Origin of the sequence: Caballeronia sp. INML2, from assembly GCF_023631365.1 — a bacterium.
Classification (GTDB): domain Bacteria; phylum Pseudomonadota; class Gammaproteobacteria; order Burkholderiales; family Burkholderiaceae; genus Caballeronia; species Caballeronia turbans.
Map to the genome: position 1 here is coordinate 150,531 of NZ_JALQDH010000049.1, position 16,827 is coordinate 167,357.

Genomic DNA, 16,827 nt, shown 5'->3' on the forward strand with positions numbered 1-16,827 from the left:
TACATGCATACAGTATCCGAGCCCGCCTACACCGTCGCCGTGCGCGCGCTCTGCGAGTTCACCGCGAAACAGGGCGACCTCGATCTGCGCTTCACGCCCACGCCAAGCGCGCAGGAAGGCGTCGCGGGCCACGTCGCGGTGACGAGCCGCCGGCCGGCCGGATATCAGAAGGAAATATCGCTTTCGGAAACCTACGGGCCGCTCTTCGTGCGCGGCCGCGCCGACGGGTACGATCCCGCGCTCAACCGTCTCGAAGAGATCAAGACGCATCGCGGCAAGCTCGAATCGATGCCGCAGAATCATCGTCATCTGCATTGGGCGCAGGCGCGTGTCTATGCGCATCTGATGTGCCGCAAGCTCGGGCTCGACGCCATCGAGGTCGCGCTCGTGTATTTCGATATCGTCGATCAGACCGAGAGCGTGCTCGTCGAAACGCAGACCGCCGAAGCGCTCGCGACGCATTTCGCGGCGCAGTGCGAGCGCTTCATCGCGTGGGCAGAACAGGAGCTGGCGCACGGCGCGGCGCGCGATGACGCGCTCAGAGCACTCGTGTTTCCTCACGCGGATTTTCGGCCCGGCCAGCGCGCACTCGCGGAAGCGGTGTATCGCTCGGCGGTGTCCGGCCGCTGTCTCGCGGCGCAGGCGCCGACCGGCATCGGCAAAACGGTCGGCACGCTCTTTCCGCTGCTGAAGGCGTGGCCGGGCCAGCGGCTCGACAAGATCTTCTTTCTCACGGCGAAGAGCGCGGGACGGCAGCTCGCGCTCGATGCGCTGACGACGCTCGCCGCCAGGCCGTTACGCGTCGTCGAACTCGTTGCGCGCGACAAGGCTTGCGAATACCCCGATCGCGCGTGCCACGGCGAGTCGTGTCCGCTCGCGCGGGGCTTCTACGATCGCCTGCCCGGGGCGCGTGCCGCCGCCCTCGACTGCGCGCAGCTCGACCGCGCGTCGGTTGCCGAGGTCGCACGAGAGCACGAAGTCTGTCCGTACTATCTGAGCCAGGAACTGTCGCGCTGGGGCGACGTGATCGTCGGCGACTACAACTATTACTTCGATACGAGCGCCATGCTCTTCGCGCTCGCGGAGGCGAATCGCTGGCGCGTGTCGGTGCTCGTCGACGAAGCGCATAACCTCGTCGAACGGGCGCGCGGCATGTATTCCGCGACGCTCGATCAGGCCGCCTTCAATGCGATGCGTCGCGGCGCGCCCGTTTTGCTGAAGCAGGCGCTCGGCCGCGTCGCGCGAAGCTGGAGCGAAGTGACGCGTGAACAGGACGCGGCGAACATCGAATACGCGGCACATGCGGAACCGCCCGCGCGCCTGCTCACGGCGCTGGGGCAAGCCGTCTCGCTGATGACGGAAACGCTCGGCGAGCAGCCCGACGTCTTCACGCCCGAAATCTTGCGCTTCTATTTCGATGCCATGCATTTCACGCGCATCGCGGAACGCTTCGGTTCGCATTCGATCTTCGACATCACGCTTGGCCGGGTGGGTGCAAACGCCAAAAAACGCAATGCCGTGCTGTGCCTGCGCAACGTGATTCCCGCGCCGCATCTCACGCCGCGTCTGGCGCGCGCCCACAGCGTCGCGCTTTTTTCCGCGACGCTCACGCCCGCGCACTTCTACGCGGATACGCTCGGCCTGCCGGAGTCGAGCGTACGCATCGACGTCGAATCGCCCTTCTGCGCCGAACAACTCGACGTGCGCGCAATCGCCGACCTGTCCACGCGCTATCGCGACCGCGCGCGCTCGGTGGACCGTATCGCCGACCTCATCGCCGCGCAGCTCGAAAGCGCCGAGGGCAACTACCTGAGCTTCTTCAGCAGCTTCGAGTATCTGACGCAAGTCGCGGCGGCGCTCGCGCTCCGTCATCCGTCGATTCCATGCTGGCAGCAATCCCGCGCGATGAGCGAAGCGGCGCAACGCGAGTTTCTCGCGCGTTTCGTGGCCGGCGGGCGCGGCGTCGGTTTCGCGGTGCTCGGCGGCGCGTTCGGCGAAGCGATCGATCTGCCCGGCACGCGGCTCATCGGCGCGTTCGTTGCGACGCTCGGTCTGCCGCAGCTCAATCCTGTCAATCAGCAAATGAAAGCGCGCATGCACGAGGCGTTCGGCGAGGGCTACGCATACACGTATCTTTTTCCCGGCTTGCAGAAAGTCGTGCAGGCGGCCGGGCGTGTGATCCGCGGGCCGCTCGATCGCGGCGTGCTCTATCTGATCGACGACCGCTTCGCGCGCGCGGAAGTCCGGCGCCTGCTACCCGCGTGGTGGCAGGTGAAAGTGCTGCGGCAACGTGACCTGGGCGTATCGGGAAATCCGACTATCTAGACGCGCACGGTGCCGCCGTTAACGGGTCTATCGCGGGCATTCGTCTTGCTGCTCTCAGGCGCCTCAGGGACACGAAGATGTCCCGGCAGGGTCGAGAGAGCCCATTAAAGGAGAACCCACATGTCTGCCGCTCATACCCCGCGACCCATCGATGCGCTCGACGTGCTCGAAGCCGATCACCGCGCCATCGAACAACTGTTCGATGCGTTCGAGCGCGCGGAACGCAACGATTTCGAACGCAAGAACACGCTCGCCCAGCGCGCGTGCGAATTGCTCACGATCCACGCGATCGTCGAAGAAGAAATGCTGTATCCCGCCGCCCAGGAGGCGCTCGGCGCAGATCAGCGCATCGATGTGGACGAAGCCTACGTCGAGCATTTTCTGGTCAAGACGGTGATCGAACGGTTCGCGAGCCTGAAGGCGGGCGACGACGGTTTCGATGCGACTTTCAAGGTACTCAAGGAGAACGCGACGCATCACATCGAGGAAGAGGAAACGACGCTGTTCCCCGAAGTGCGCAGGACGCAAATGGATCTCGTCGCGCTCGGCGCGAGGATGGCGGCGCGCAAGGCCGCGTTGAAGGAGCGCATCGCGGAGACCGCGACGGCGCATTGAAGGCGCGTCGTTCCGAATTGCGCAGCAAGACCCGGAGTGCGTGCGCAGCGCGCGTGGCGCACACTGCAGGCAATTAACGCCCATCCGGAGAAACGACATGAAGGTGCTCGAACGCGCGACGGCAGACGATATCGGCGAACGCATCGACGCGCTCGACTGGGCCGATCTCGAAGCGCAACTCGATAGCTTCGGCTGCGCCACCGCGCCCGCGCTCTTTTCGCGCGACGAATGCGAGGCGCTCGCCGCGCTATACGATCGCGACGGCATCTTTCGCAGCCGCGTCGTGATGGAACGCCACGGCTTCGGGCGCGGCGAATACAAGTACTTCGCCTATCCGCTGCCCGAAACGCTGGAGCGCGCGCGCCGCGCGGTCTATCCGCATCTTGCGCCGATCGCCAATCGCTGGAATGAGGTGATGGGCGTCGAAACGCGCTATCCGCGCGAGCACGCCGCGTTCATCGAGCGCTGTCACCGCGCGGGGCAGACACGGCCGACGCCGCTCCTGCTACGTTACGTGCCCGGCGATTTCAACTGCCTGCATCAGGATCTCTACGGCGAGCACGTCTTTCCAATTCAGATGGCGGTCCTGCTTTCCGCGCCCGGCCGGGATTTCACCGGCGGCGAGTTCGTGATGACGGAGCAGCGTCCGAGAATGCAGTCACGTGTAGAAGCCGTGCCTCTTTCACAAGGCGATGCGGTGTTTTTCGCGGTGCATCATCGGCCGGTGCAGGGCACGCGCGGGCCGTACCGGGTGAACATGAAGCACGGCGTGAGCCGCCTGAGATCGGGGCGGCGGCATATGCTCGGCGTGATCTTTCACGACGCGCAGTGAGCGCAGGCGTTATTCGTTTTCGTCGAAGTAATGCCCGAAGCGCGCCTGCTTCGTCTTGATGTAGCGCTCGTTTTCCTCGCGCATCGGGATGGCGAGCGCGACGCGTTCGGACACGGGAATATCGTGCTTGAGCAGCGTGTCGAACTTCGACGGATTGTTGCTCATGAGGCGCACCGACTTCACGTTCATCGAGCGCAGGATCGCGGCGGCGGAATCGTATTCGCGGGCGTCGTCGGGCAGGCCGAGATGCAGGTTCGCATCGACGGTATCGAGCCCCTGCTCCTGCAGCGCATACGCGCGGATCTTGTTTGCGAGGCCGATGCCGCGCCCTTCATGGCCGCGCAGATACAGCAGGATGCCGCGATCCTCGGCGGCGATATAACGCAGCGCCAGATCGAGTTGCTCCCCGCAATCGCAGCGGTACGAGCCGAACACATCGCCGGTCACGCATTCGGAATGCAGGCGCGTCAGCACCGATTCGCCGTTGCTCACGTCGCCCATCACGAACGCGATGTGTTCGACATCCGTGTGCTTCACGCGATAGACGTAGGAATCGAAGGTGCCGTAGCGCGTCGGAATGGTGGCGGTCGCCACGAGTTCGACATCCGCGCACTCGTCGCACTCGCCGAAGCGGTGTTGCGGGTCCTGCACGTCCTGCGGGGGAGAAGCGGTTTTCATAGGTCAATCTGCGAGTCCACGACGCCGGACGCGGGCCCGATGGATCGTGCTCATCGCGCCAGCCCGGCTGGTCATGTTAAAGCCCATCGGGAAAGTTTGCAGATTGTCTCACGGCACGCGCCGCTTCCCCCGCTTTCCCGTACGGGCGTTCCGCTTATCGAACGCGTTCTCTCACTCCCGCTCTCACGCCCTCTGTCACGCCGGATTCTCGAAATTGCCGGGACTTCTATCCGTCGCGCGCCATTCGGGCTTGCGCACCGGGTCGGCCTTTTGCAGCGCAGCGCGCACGCCGGCTGCGTCGAAATCGCCGGTATAGACGGGCGTTGCGGGCTGCTGTCGCCATGAATCGTCGATTTCGCCTGCATCGACGGGATCGAAGCCGATTTCATCGACGAGCTTCATCACGACGGCTTTCGCCTTCGCGTCGTCGCCCGCGACCGGCAGCGCGATGCGCCCGGGCGTACCCGGAGGCTTGCCGCGATTGCGCAGATGATCCGCGTAGATATTGTTGAAGGCCTTCACGACCGGCCGCCCGATCTGCTGCTCGACCCAGCGGCTTTCCGGTGTGCCCTTCTCGATGCCATCGATACGACCGTCGCGCTGCTGCGGATAATAGTTGCCCGTGTCGATGACGACGACGCTCGCCGGCACGCCCGCAAACAGGTCTTTCGGCAGATTCGGCACTTTTGCCTGCGGAATCGTCACGACGACGACGTCCGCATCCTTCACCGCGTCGCGCGCTTGCACGGCCGTCGCACCGGTCTCGCGTTCGATGTCCGCGAGCGACGCCGGTCCGCGCGAATTGGCGATGCGCACGTCGTGGCCGTTCTCGCTGAACCGCAGCGCGAGCACGGAACCGATATTCCCGGCGCCGATAATTCCGATTTTCATACTGCCTCCTGGATAAAAGTGAAGCGACGAAGTGCCCTCGAGGAACCTGCAAGGGACGCGCGCAATCAGAATGCCTCATGCGGGAAAACGACAAATATGGCGCCGATAGCTCCGAGCTATCCCGACAATAAAATCAATCCACTTCGCAGGAGCGATAGTTTTCCTGTATAGTTCACCTACTTCTTCAACACCACTCCAAAAGGAACCTGGTAATGCCTATCATCAACAGCCAAGTCAAGCCGTTCAAAGCAACCGCCTATCACAATGGCGAATTCGTGACCGTCACCGATGAGAGCCTGAAGGGCAAGTGGTCGGTGTTCGTGTTCTACCCGGCCGACTTCACGTTCGTGTGCCCGACGGAACTGGGCGACCTAGCTGACCGCTACGAAGAATTCAAGAAGCTGGGCGTGGAAATCTACTCGGTCTCGACCGACACGCACTTCACGCACAAGGCATGGCACGACACGTCGGACACGATCCAGAAGATCAAGTACCCGATGGTGGCCGACCCGACGCTCGCGATCTCGCGCAACTTCGACGTGCTGATCGAGGAAGAAGGCCTGGCGCTGCGCGGCACGTTCGTGATCAATCCGGAAGGCGAGATCAAGCTGTGCGAAGTGCACGACAACGGCATCGGCCGTGACGCCGGCGAACTGCTCCGCAAGGTTCAGGCTGCTCAGTACATCGCGAAGAACCCGGGCCAGGTGTGCCCCGCCAAGTGGACGCCGGGCGCTGAAACGCTGACCCCGTCGCTGGACCTGATCGGCAAGATCTAAGTCTCGTTTTTTACGAGCGCTGCATCGGATCTGCCGCGGTTCAGCGGCAGGTTCACCCCTAAAGACGCCTTCGTCCGGCGCTGCGATAAACGCAGCGTCGCGGCGAGGTGCGTCTGCACCACCCAAAGTCAAGGAACGGACATCGCCATGCTCGACGCCAATCTCAAGAATCAATTAAAAGCGTATCTGGAAAAAGTCACCCGGCCGATCGAACTCGTCGCCTTCCTCGACGACGGCGACAAATCGCGCGAGCTGAAAAGCCTGCTCGGCGAAATCGCCTCGCTGTCGCACCAGATCAGCGTCGTCGAGAAAGAGGACGCCAGCGTGCGTCGTCCGTCCTTCACCATCGGCGAGGCGGGCAAGCCCGCGGGCATCCGGTTCGCCGGCATTCCGATGGGCCATGAATTCACGTCGCTCGTGCTTGCGCTTCTGCAAGCCGGCGGCCACCCGATCAAGCTCGACGACGCCACCATCGAGCAGATTCGCAATCTCGACGGCGACTACGCGTTCGAGACGTATTTCTCGCTGTCGTGCCAGAACTGCCCGGAAGTGGTGCAGGCGCTGAACGTGATGGCGATCATCAACCCGCGCATCAAGCACGTCGCGATCGACGGCGCGCTGTTCCAGAAGGAAGTGGAAGACCGCCAGGTCATGTCCGTGCCGATGATGTTCGTCAACGGCGACAGCTTCGGTTCAGGCCGCATGGGCGTAAAGGAAATCCTGGCGAAACTGGACACGGGTGCATCGGCGCGCGCGGCGAAGGAACTGGAAAACAAGCCGGTTTTCGACACGCTGATCGTCGGCGGCGGTCCCGCAGGCGCGGCGGCGGCGATTTATTCGGCGCGCAAGGGCATCGCGACGGGCGTCGTCGCGGAGCGCTTCGGCGGCCAGGTGCTCGACACGATGGCGATCGAAAACTTCGTCTCCGTGAAAGAGACCGAAGGACCGAAGTTCGCGACCGCGCTCGAAGAGCACGTGAAAAGCTATGAAGTCGACGTGATGGACGTGCAGCGCGCCGAAAAGCTCGTGCCGGGCCGCATCAACGAGATCCATCTGGCGAGCGGCGCGGTGCTGAAGGCGAAGACGGTGATTCTGTCGACCGGTGCGCGCTGGCGTGAGATCAACGTGCCGGGCGAGCGCGAGTATCGCGGCCGCGGCGTGGCGTACTGCCCGCACTGCGACGGCCCGCTCTTCAAGGGCAAGCGCGTCGCGGTGGTGGGCGGCGGGAATTCCGGCGTGGAAGCGGCGATCGATCTCGCGGGCATCGTCTCGGCGGTCACGCTGATCGAGTTCGGCAACGAGCTGCGCGCCGATGCAGTGCTGCAGAAGAAGCTGCGCAGCCTGTCGAACGTGACCATCGTCACGCAGGCGCAGACGACCGAAATCACCGGCGACGGCAAGAAAGTGAACGGCATCACGTACACGGAGCGCGCGACAGGTGTGAGCCAGCATGTCGAGCTGGAAGGCGTGTTCGTGCAGATCGGCCTCGTGCCGAACACCGAATGGCTGAAGGGCACGGTGGAACTGTCGAAGCACGGCGAGATCGTCGTCGACGCGAAGGGCGCGACCTCGCTGCCGGGCGTGTTCGCCGCCGGCGACGTGACGACGGTGCCGTACAAGCAAATCGTGATCGCGGCCGGCGACGGCGCGAAGGCATCGCTGTCGGCGTTCGATCATCTGATCCGCGCGTCGGTGGAAGACGAGGCAGTGGTCGAAGAAGAAGCGGCGGCCTGAGCGTAGCGGGCGTCGTAGTGACCGGAAGGCGGACGGGGCAACCCGTTCGCCTTTTTTATCTGGTTTGCGCGGGCTTCGGCTTCAGCACCATCGGGAACGTCACCTCGAACACGCTGCCGTGGCCTTTCGCCGACTGGAACCGCAACTCGCCTTCCAGTGTGCGCGACAATTCCTTGACGATCGCAAGCCCGAGTCCCGCGCCGGGAATGTCGTCATCGGCGGCGCGCTCGAATTCCTGGAACACGCGCTCCTGATCCGCCGCGCCGATGCCCACGCCCGTGTCGGCGACGCGCAGCTTCCATTGCTCATCGGGCGCCGCCGCGATCGCCAGGACGATCTCGCCCGACGACGTGTACTTGATCGCGTTCGTCAGCAGATTCAGCGCGACCTGCTTGACCTTCAGCCGGTTCGACGTCACCGCGCCGAGCGCCGGATCGAACTGGCCGATGAGCTTGAGCCCCTTCGCCTCGGTCGAGACGCGGCACGCCTGCATCAGTTCGTCGAACAGGCCGACGAGATCGAACGGCTCGACCGTGAACAGCGAATCGTCGCCGAGCACTTTCGAATATTCGACCATTTCGTCGACGAGCGTCGCCATGTCGGCGACCTGCCGGTTCGCGAGACCGAGCGCCGTATCGCGCTTCGCGGGCGAGCGCCCGGCGAGCTGCAGCGCCGTCGAAAACACGTTCAGGAAGTTGCGCAGATCGTGCGCGACGCGCCGCGCGATCTGCATGCGCGTCTCATAGAGATCGCCGATGAGTTTCTGCCGCAGCGTCAGTTCGTAGTTCGCGCGCTCCAGCATGCCGGTGTATTCGTCGATCTTGCGATCGCGCTCGCCAATCGCCTCGCGTATCGACGCGAGCGTGACGAAGCTCACCACCTCGTCGGTCATGAGGCGCGCGTGCTCCTCGTCGGCGCGGGACAAATCCTCGTGCGTGCTGGCGTACTCGCCGATCGCGAGCAGCAGCGCCTGACGGAACAGATCGAGCTCGCGCACGAGTTCGTCCACACGATAGCCCTGCTGCCAGCGCCATTGCCCGTGCTGGCGCGCGTCGCGCTCGATCGCGCCTTCCTGGTCGCGCAGATTGCGCGATTCCAGCACGACGCAGATTTCCTCGAAGATGCTCGGCAGATGATCCGCGAGCTGCCGGTAGGTGAGTTGATCGGAATGTTCGACTTCCTGATCGCCGAACACGAGCTTCATCCATCGCTCGGTGAGTGCGTGTTGTTGCTCGCGCAGCGCGGCAACGAGACCCTTCAAGCCGACCGACGTGTCGTTCATCTGCGAGCCCCCGATTGCTTAAGGCGCCGGAGGACGGCGCGCGGTGATCGTGATATGCAGTCGAAAGCACGTCCCGGTGTCGCCCGCGGCCGCACGCGAATGCTTCGCCAGTATAGGCGCGATGCCCGCGCCGATGGTGCATATCCCAGTCTTCCCTTGAACTTTCCGAGACTTTCCCTGAAGCCTCGATCGGGCACTGGATTCAGTGTTCCTTTCAAATTCCGCCACGAGGTTTCGGCACGCATACGATCGACAGATCGGCTGGAACGTGCAGAATTGCGCCTGTTCCCTTCACACAATCGACCGGAGCCCGATATGACGACATCCTCGGCCGACTGGCAGGCCCGCCAGTACACGCTCTTCGAAGCGGAGCGCACGCGCCCCGTGCGGGACCTCCTGAACGCGACGCAGGCAAAGGCGGCGCGCACGGCGGTGGATCTCGGCTGCGGCCCCGGCAACTCGACCGAAACGCTTGTCGACTACGCGCCGCACGCGCGCGTCGTCGGCGTCGATAATTCCAGCGACATGATCGAGTCGGCGAGAAAGCGCCTCCGGGACGTCGAATTCGAACTCGCCGATATTTCCGCGTGGCAGGGCGAAGGCCCGTTCGATCTGATCCTCGCGAACGCGTCGCTGCAGTGGGTGCCCGATCACGAGACGGTGTTTCCATCGCTCGTCGGCAAATTGTCGAAGGGCGGCCAGTTGGCCGTGCAGATGCCGGACAACCTCGACGAGCCCGCGCATCGGCTGATGCGCGAAACCGCCGCCGACGGTCCGTGGCGCGACAAGCTGAAAGGCGTGGAACGCACCGCGCGCTATCGGGCGGATGCGTATTACTCGCTGCTCAAACCGCATTGCGCGGGCGTCGACGTGTGGCGCACCACGTACCATCACCCGCTCGCGGGCGGCGTCGATGCTGTCATCGAATGGTTCAAGGGCAGCGGGCTGCGGCCGTTCCTCGCAAAGCTCGATGCACAGGAAACGACCGCGTTCCTCGAGCGCTATCGCGCCGGGCTGGAAGCGGCCTACGCGGTGCTCGACGACGGCACGGTGCTGCTGCCCTTCCCGCGCATCTTCATCGTCGCGACGCGCTGAATCTCAATGCGGCCGGCTCTGCTCGCGCAGCATCTGCACGAACTGGCGCGCGGCCGGCGAGAGTTCCCCGCCCTTGCGCGTGACGATGCCGTAGGTCTGCGACTTCGATTTCATGCGCACCGGGAGGATGCGCAGCATGCCGTGACGCTCGAAAACCTTCGCGACGCTTGCCGGCAGGATCGACACGAGTTCCGGGCTCTCCTGCAGCAGCGTCACGGTCATGAGCGGCGAGGCGGTAGAAATCGGGTTTGACGGCATCGGCAGGCCGGCGAGATCGAGCTCGCGCTCGAGCAGCGCGCTCATCGGCATGTAGCTCGGATAGGTGACCCAGCGGTAACGGGCGAGATCCGCGAAACGGACGTCCTCTTCGCCCGTGCGCTCGTGAGCGTGGCCGACGACGATGCAAAGCGGCTCGTCCGCGAGCGGCTGATAGTGATATTTCGACGGCTGATCCGACACGCTCGACCTGCCGATCACGAGATCGACGCGGCCGTCGTCGAGCATCGGCAGCATGCGCGCACTTGTATCCTCGACGATCTCGATGGCGAGATCGGGGTGCCTCGCGTGCATCTCATTGACGATCGGCGCGACGACGCCCGGCACCGCGCCCATGATCGTGCCGACCGTCAGGCGCCCGCCCGTGCCCGCGCGGATTTGCGCGACTTCCTGGCACAGCGCGTTCAGATCGGCGGCCAGCACGCGCGCGTAGCGCACCACGCAGCGGCCGAACGGATTCGGAATCAGTCCGCTCTTCGCGCGCTCGAAGAGCGGCGCCTCCAGCATCGATTCGAGTTCGGCGAGCGCCTTGCTCGCGGCGGATTGCGTCATCGCCATTGCGCTCGACGCCTTGTGCAGCGATTTGTGGTCGTCCAGCGCGATCAGCAACTGCAACTGCTTCATGCGCAGCCGCGACATCAATACATCGAGCGTGTTCTTCATTCGTCGGCCTGCGGGAGCGCGCGAGGTGATTCCTAAAAGCGATCAAGCGATGGAAAGGTTTCAGTATACGGGCCACGCGCAACGCCGTATAGTCGGGCATGAGGCAGTCATCGTACAACTGGCCGCCACGATCATTCAAAGGAAGGACGAGACAACATGCAACTCACTGGCAACCTGCTCATCGGTCAGCAATCGGTTTTCGGCTCGAACGGCTCGATCAAGGCCGTCAACGCGTCGACCGGCGCGGCCATCGAACCGGCTTTCGGCGGCGCGACGCTCGCCGATCTCGACCGCGCGTGCGCCCTCGCATGGGCCGCGTTCGACGTTTATCGCGAAACCGCGCCCGAGGCGCGCGCGAAGTTTCTTGAAACGATCGCGCAGAACATCCTCGAGATCGGCGACGACCTGATCGAGCGCTGCATGATCGAAAGCGGCCTGCCGCGTGCGCGCCTCGAAGGCGAGCGCGGCCGCACGGTCGGCCAGTTGCGCATGTTCGCGGACGTGGTCCGCAACGGCGACTTCCTCGGCGTGCGCATCGATCCCGCGCAGCCCGAGCGCAAGCCGCTGCCGCGCGTCGATCTGCGCCTGCGCCACATCGGCGTCGGCCCGGTCGCCGTGTTCGGCGCGAGCAACTTCCCGCTCGCATTCTCGGTCGCGGGCGGCGATACGGCTTCGGCACTCGCAGCCGGCTGCCCCGTCATCGTCAAGGCGCACTCGGCGCATCCTGGCACGGCGGAGCTGGTCGGCCGCGCGGTGCAAAAAGCGGTGAAAGATTGCGGCATGCCCGAAGGCACGTTCTCGCTCCTGTTCGACAGCGGCCGTGACGTCGGCCAGGGCCTCGTCAAGGACAACCGCATCAAGGCGGCCGGCTTCACCGGCTCGCGCGGCGGCGGCACGGCGCTGATGAAACTCGCGGCAGCCCGCACCGAGCCGATTCCCGTCTACGCGGAAATGAGCAGCATCAACCCGGTTCTGCTGTTCCCGGCGGCGCTCAAGAACCGCGGCGAAGCCATTGCCAAGGCGTTCGTGGGTTCGCTCGTGCTCGGCGCGGGCCAGTTCTGCACGAATCCAGGCCTGGTGCTTGCCGTCGACGGTCCGGATCTCGACAAGTTCATCGCGGCGGCGTCAGCAGCGCTTTCGGAAACCGCCGCGCAGACGATGCTCACGCCGGGCATCTGCAAGACCTATCAGGGCGCCGTCGAGCGCGCCGCCGAACATGCGGGCGTGACGACCGCCGCGCGCGGCGTCGAGGCGAAAGGCGAGAATCAGGGCCAGTCGGCGCTGTTCGTCACCACCGCCGACGCGTTCCGCGCAAGCCACGAACTGCAGGAAGAGATCTTCGGCGCGTCGTCCCTCGTCGTGCGTTGCCCGGATCTCGCAACCATGCTGGATCTGGTCGAATCGCTGGAAGGCCAGTTGACCTCGGCGCTGCACATCGACGAGGCGGACTACGCCGATGCAAAGCGCGTCCTGCCCGCGCTCGAACGCCGCACCGGCCGTCTGCTGGTGAACGGCTTCGGCACCGGCGTGGAAGTCGGCCACGCGATGGTTCACGGCGGCCCGTTCCCGTCCACGGCCGATGGCCGCTCGACCTCCGTCGGCAGCCTCGCGATCAACCGCTTCCTGCGTCCGGTGAGCTATCAGGATCTGCCTGACGCGCTCCTGCCCGACGCATTGAAGACGGACAATCCGCTCGGCCTGAACCGCCGCATCGACGGCAAGCTGCAACTGGCCGAGTAAGGCTTCGGCTTCCGGTCAGCCTGACGAGGGCCGCGGCGCGACATTCGCGTCGCGGCCTTCGTCGTTTGCGGACTCTGCGGATTTTTTCGCAATACTTCGGATCGCTTATCAATGGCTTATCGGCATCCGTCGATTCGATCAAATCGTGTTTAAACGCCCGGCGTGGGCGCGGAACAACGCTTCGGCGAGCGCGGGAAACGCTTTGGCATCAGTGGGTTATCCGGCCATCGCGCGGCCTTGTCGGCTAACGGCTAAGGATTGGCGGTTCAAAACCGCCGGCGCGATCCCAAAATGTCAGAAATATCGTGAGCGAGAGAAGCGAGACGCTTTGCGCGGCCCGGTCAGGCGTCGCATGCGCCAGACGGCCTACGAGGCACGACACAATGGTGTAGTCGCTTAAGTCGTGGGGGCCGGAAATAGGTGCGAAAGGCAATTGACGTCCGATAGCGCTTGAACCATAGTCGGAATTCGTTCCCGCCGGCGCGCATGGCGCGCGGTGAGAGAATACGAAGGATTGCTGTTGCGGGACTGCGTTCCTGCGTACAGGCGCGACGACCCGGCGCGCATTGGCGGCCACGCGATTTTGGCAACCTCACGCACATGTCCTTCGAGGGCTCCAGCATGACCACGCGTCTGACGTTCCCCGCATCCATGTTCTCCGTCGTCTGCCAGCGGTGCGGCAGCACGGTGCGCAAAAACGCCGACAGTTGCCCCAATTGCGGCGCCGACCGCAACGCCGCGTTCGGCCAGCAGCGCGAGACCGCCTCGGGCAAGCCGCGCAAGAATGTTTTCGAAGAAGCGGCCGCGCCGCTCGCATCGGCATCGGCATCGGCATCGGCATCGGCGTCTTCTGCGATCGGCTCCGATGGCACCGAGCGTGTCGAGCCGGGCCTGCGCCCTCGCTGGACCGAGCGCGCGAGCGAGCGCATCGCTCAGAAGGCGGCGGAATATCGCGCGCGCCGCGCCGAGGAGTCGGCACGCAACGCCTATGCCGACTCCGGCAACGATCCCGATGCCCTGCCCGGCTCCGAGCGCTGGAACACGAAGAAGACGGTCATTGCGAGCGCATGCGGGCTCGTACTGCTGCTCGGCGCCATGTTCTATTACCAGCTCGGCGATTCCGACGGCGGCGGCACGCCGTCAGCCGATCACAGCGTCTCGGGCGCGATCGACTCCAAGGTCGGTTCGCTCATGCGCGGCGCGACGGACGCGCCGGCTGCCGCCGAACATCGCGTCCTGGCCGATGCGCGCGCACTCACCTCCGGCGATACGCTGCAAGGCGTACGCGCCGCGCTGGATCAACACGATCTCGCTACCGCCCGCGCGCGCCTCAGAGTTCTTCCGGCGCAGCAACAGGCGCGTGCGGACTACGAAAGCCTGAAAGACGAACTGGTCAAGCGTGAAGCGCAGCGTGACGCCGCGTTGCAGCTCGCACGCGCCTGCGAGCGGACCTCGGCGTGGGCCTGCGTGCAGCAGAACGCGGGCGAGGCACTCGCGCTCGACGGCAGCAACATGGAATCCCAGACCATGCTCGAACGCGTGGTCTCCCACGCGGGATGGCTCGCGCCGACGGCAGCGGCGGCGCTCGCCAAAAAGGTGCCGGGCACGACGCCACCGCCGGCCGCCGCGAATACGCCCGACGCGACGAACACGGCAGCGGCCGCCGCCCCGCCCGCGCCGCTTCCCGCACAGGCAAACGTTGCAGCGGGCGCGCCAACGACGAAGCCGAACATCTTCGCGCAGCGCCCCCCCGTGGAGCGGCGTGCGGGTCAACGCAGCGCCGCCGCGCGCCAGACCGACGACGAAGCCGCCTACGAATCCCGTGCCGAGAAGATCGCGCGTGCTCAGGCGGCCACCGCCGCGATCACCGCGATGACGATCGCACCGCCCGCCGCGCCTACCGTCGCCACGACGATGACAAAGCCCGCGCCCGCCGCGCAAGCGCCCACGCAGGCGGCCGCGCCCGCGCCCTCGGCGCAGGCGACGACGCAGGCCGCTGCGCCCGCGCCATCGCAGCCGGCGGCGAGAACCGCTCCGGCTCCCGTCACGCAGGCGGCGCGCACGCCCTACTATCTCGGCGACGAAGACGCGCAGCCGTCCGCCGCGGCGAGCCCGCGTTCCGCAAATCCGCGCGCGCCCTACTATCTCGGCGATGAGCCGCCCGCGCAGGCCGCTCGCCCGGCCAATCCGCGTGGCGCGTATTACCTCGGTGAAGATCCGCCGCAACCTTCGGCGCCGGCCGCGCGGGCCGCCGTGCCGCGGCCGCCGCAATCCGGCAACCAGAGCAGCGCGCTGCCGCCTTCCGCGGCAACGATGCAAGCCGCCGTGCCGCGCCCGCCCGCGGCCGCAGCAGCGCAACCCGTCACGCAGACTCCGGCGGTGCAGCGCGTCCTGCCGGCCGTGGGCCAGCCCGTCGCGCAGACGAACGCGTCGCCGCGCGGCACGCAGGCGAGCGCCAGCGCGTCGCCCCAGTTCGCCACCGCGCCGGCGGGTTCGCGTCTGGACTCCGACAAGTCCGAGGAGCTCGAGCGCGCCATCAAGCAATACGGCTGGAGCGGCGGCGACCCGGCTTCGAAGCCGTCGCGCTGAAAAAACCGAAAGAACGACCCAAGTACAAGAACACGCAGAGACAACAACCACGCACGGCAAGCACGCGGACCCGCACCTTTGCGCCGAGCCGCATGTGAGTGACCGGGCATGAGCGAATTGCGCGCTTCGCTGACGAGATCCGCGTCGCGCGAGTTTCAAAAGCACCCGTCCAACTACGATCAAGGGTCAATCATGTTCACCACAAAAAGCATGCGCAACGCCGCACGGGGTGCGCTCGCGCTCCTTGCCATCGCCGGGCTGATCGGCGCGGGGTCGAGCTTCGCCGCCGATCCGATCCCCTACAAGATCACGACGGGTCAGGAACGCGGCACGTATATCCAGATCGGCCAGGACTTGTCGAAGTATGTGGCCGAACCGGCGGGCATCGAGCTGGAAGTGCTGCCGTCGAAGGGATCGGCTGAAAACGTGCAGCGCATGCGCTACGAGCCCGGCGTGAAGTTCGCGCTCGTGCAGTCGGACGTGTATCAGGCGTACATGGACATGGCGACCTCCGGCAATGCAGACGCGGGCAAGATCATCAAGCCGTTGCGGCTCATCATGCCGCTCTATGACGAGGAGATTTACTTCGTGACGCGCGCGGACTCGCCGATGAAGTTCATCCACGAGATCAAGGGCAAGAACATCAGCGTCGGGCCGATCGGCAGCGGCACGGCGCAATCGGCCGAGACGCTGTATCGGCTGATGTTCGGCGAGCCGATCGCCGATGCGAACGAGCAGCATCTCAACAACGAGGATTCGCTCGCGCGGCTGATCGTCGGCAAGATCGACGTGGCGGTGATCGTCGCGGGCCAGCCGGCGAAGCTCTTTCAGGACATGAATCCCGAACTGCTGAAACAGATCAAGCTGCTGCGCCTCGATTCCAGCGCGCCCGAAACCGCGCGCGCGAAGCAGACCTATTTCCCCGCGACGATCCGCACGTCGAGCTATCCGAACTGGATTCAGGAAGACACGCCGACGCTCACCGTGAAGGCCTTCCTCGTGACCTACGACTATGGCTTGCGCGGCACGGTCGGCGCGCTGTCGAAATTCGCGGATTCGCTGTGCACGAACTTCGACACGCTGCAGGCCAACGGCCATCCGAAGTGGAAACAGGTGCACCTCGAACTGCCGCCGCTCACGCGCGGCTGGAAGTACTATCCGCCGATGGAGAAGCACCTGCGCGCGTGCATCGCGCAGCGCACGGCGGCGGAGCAATCGCAGGCGCCGGCGCGCAGGGTCGCCGCGCGCGACGCGGAAGCGGCCGCGCAGAAGCCCAAGAAGGCGAGTTGCAGCGCACAGGAAAAGCTCTTGCTGCTGTGCGATCAGTGATG

General features: G+C 65.2%; 13 protein-coding genes. 9 read left to right on the forward strand and 4 right to left on the reverse strand.

All coding sequences use genetic code 11. From position 1 onward, the window contains the following. The first annotated feature begins 3 nt into the window (after window positions 1-3). From NCT32_RS18530 to NCT32_RS18540, 3 genes are all read left to right on the forward strand, one after another. On the forward strand, window positions 4-2,325 hold the full coding sequence (locus NCT32_RS18530) for an ATP-dependent DNA helicase (RefSeq protein WP_061118077.1): 2,322 nt from the start codon (window positions 4-6) through the stop codon (window positions 2,323-2,325). A gap of 120 nt (window positions 2,326-2,445) precedes the next feature. Continuing rightward, a complete protein-coding gene (locus tag NCT32_RS18535) occupies window positions 2,446-2,940 on the forward strand; it encodes a hemerythrin domain-containing protein (protein ID WP_250490472.1) in 495 nt (164 codons plus the stop codon). A 97-nt stretch (window positions 2,941-3,037) separates the two neighbouring features. After that, window positions 3,038-3,772 carry a 2OG-Fe(II) oxygenase gene (locus NCT32_RS18540; RefSeq protein ID WP_061118075.1) on the forward strand — a complete coding sequence of 245 codons (735 nt, stop codon included), beginning with the start codon at window positions 3,038-3,040 and terminating at the stop codon, window positions 3,770-3,772. 9 nt (window positions 3,773-3,781) lie between these two features. Here the strand turns inward: NCT32_RS18540 and ribA are convergent, their stop codons facing one another. Continuing rightward, the gene (gene ribA, locus NCT32_RS18545) at window positions 3,782-4,450 is read right to left on the reverse strand and encodes a GTP cyclohydrolase II (RefSeq protein WP_061118074.1); all 669 of its coding nucleotides are present in this window, start codon (window positions 4,448-4,450) and stop codon (window positions 3,782-3,784) included. A 195-nt stretch (window positions 4,451-4,645) separates the two neighbouring features. Continuing rightward, window positions 4,646-5,341, reverse strand: coding sequence for an NADPH-dependent F420 reductase (locus NCT32_RS18550; RefSeq protein ID WP_061118073.1), 696 nt, complete (start codon window positions 5,339-5,341; stop codon window positions 4,646-4,648). A gap of 212 nt (window positions 5,342-5,553) precedes the next feature. On the opposite strand from NCT32_RS18550, the gene ahpC reads away from it, so the two are divergent. Both ahpC and ahpF read left to right on the forward strand, forming a co-directional pair. Next, window positions 5,554-6,117 (forward strand): alkyl hydroperoxide reductase subunit C, encoded by a 564-nt coding sequence (gene ahpC / locus NCT32_RS18555; RefSeq protein WP_061118072.1) that lies wholly within the window; start codon window positions 5,554-5,556, stop codon window positions 6,115-6,117. Between the two features lie 147 nt (window positions 6,118-6,264). Next, window positions 6,265-7,851, forward strand: coding sequence for an alkyl hydroperoxide reductase subunit F (gene ahpF / locus NCT32_RS18560; protein WP_061118071.1), 1,587 nt, complete (start codon window positions 6,265-6,267; stop codon window positions 7,849-7,851). Between the two features lie 55 nt (window positions 7,852-7,906). On the opposite strand, the gene NCT32_RS18565 is transcribed toward ahpF, so the two are convergent. Next, window positions 7,907-9,133 carry a sensor histidine kinase gene (locus NCT32_RS18565; RefSeq protein ID WP_061118070.1) on the reverse strand — a complete coding sequence of 409 codons (1,227 nt, stop codon included), beginning with the start codon at window positions 9,131-9,133 and terminating at the stop codon, window positions 7,907-7,909. 315 nt (window positions 9,134-9,448) lie between these two features. Here NCT32_RS18565 and tam point away from each other — a divergent pair, with 315 nt between their 5' ends. Beyond that, entirely contained in the window at window positions 9,449-10,228 is a 780-nt protein-coding gene (gene tam / locus NCT32_RS18570; RefSeq protein WP_061118069.1) for a trans-aconitate 2-methyltransferase, read from the forward strand. A gap of 3 nt (window positions 10,229-10,231) precedes the next feature. Here tam and NCT32_RS18575 read toward each other — a convergent pair whose 3' ends face one another. Further along, window positions 10,232-11,167 carry a LysR family transcriptional regulator gene (locus NCT32_RS18575; protein WP_061118068.1) on the reverse strand — a complete coding sequence of 312 codons (936 nt, stop codon included), beginning with the start codon at window positions 11,165-11,167 and terminating at the stop codon, window positions 10,232-10,234. 156 nt (window positions 11,168-11,323) lie between these two features. Here NCT32_RS18575 and NCT32_RS18580 point away from each other — a divergent pair, with 156 nt between their 5' ends. The 3 genes from NCT32_RS18580 (at window position 11,324) to NCT32_RS18590 (ending at window position 16,825) form a co-directional block, all read left to right on the forward strand. Next, window positions 11,324-12,907, forward strand: a complete 1,584-nt coding sequence (locus NCT32_RS18580; RefSeq protein ID WP_061118067.1) for an aldehyde dehydrogenase (NADP(+)) — start codon at window positions 11,324-11,326, stop codon at window positions 12,905-12,907. A gap of 621 nt (window positions 12,908-13,528) precedes the next feature. Beyond that, a complete protein-coding gene (locus NCT32_RS18585) occupies window positions 13,529-15,496 on the forward strand; it encodes a zinc ribbon domain-containing protein (RefSeq protein WP_061118066.1) in 1,968 nt (655 codons plus the stop codon). Between the two features lie 192 nt (window positions 15,497-15,688). Beyond that, window positions 15,689-16,825, forward strand: coding sequence for a TAXI family TRAP transporter solute-binding subunit (locus NCT32_RS18590; protein WP_086961029.1), 1,137 nt, complete (start codon window positions 15,689-15,691; stop codon window positions 16,823-16,825). The last annotated feature ends 2 nt before the right edge of the window (window positions 16,826-16,827 follow it).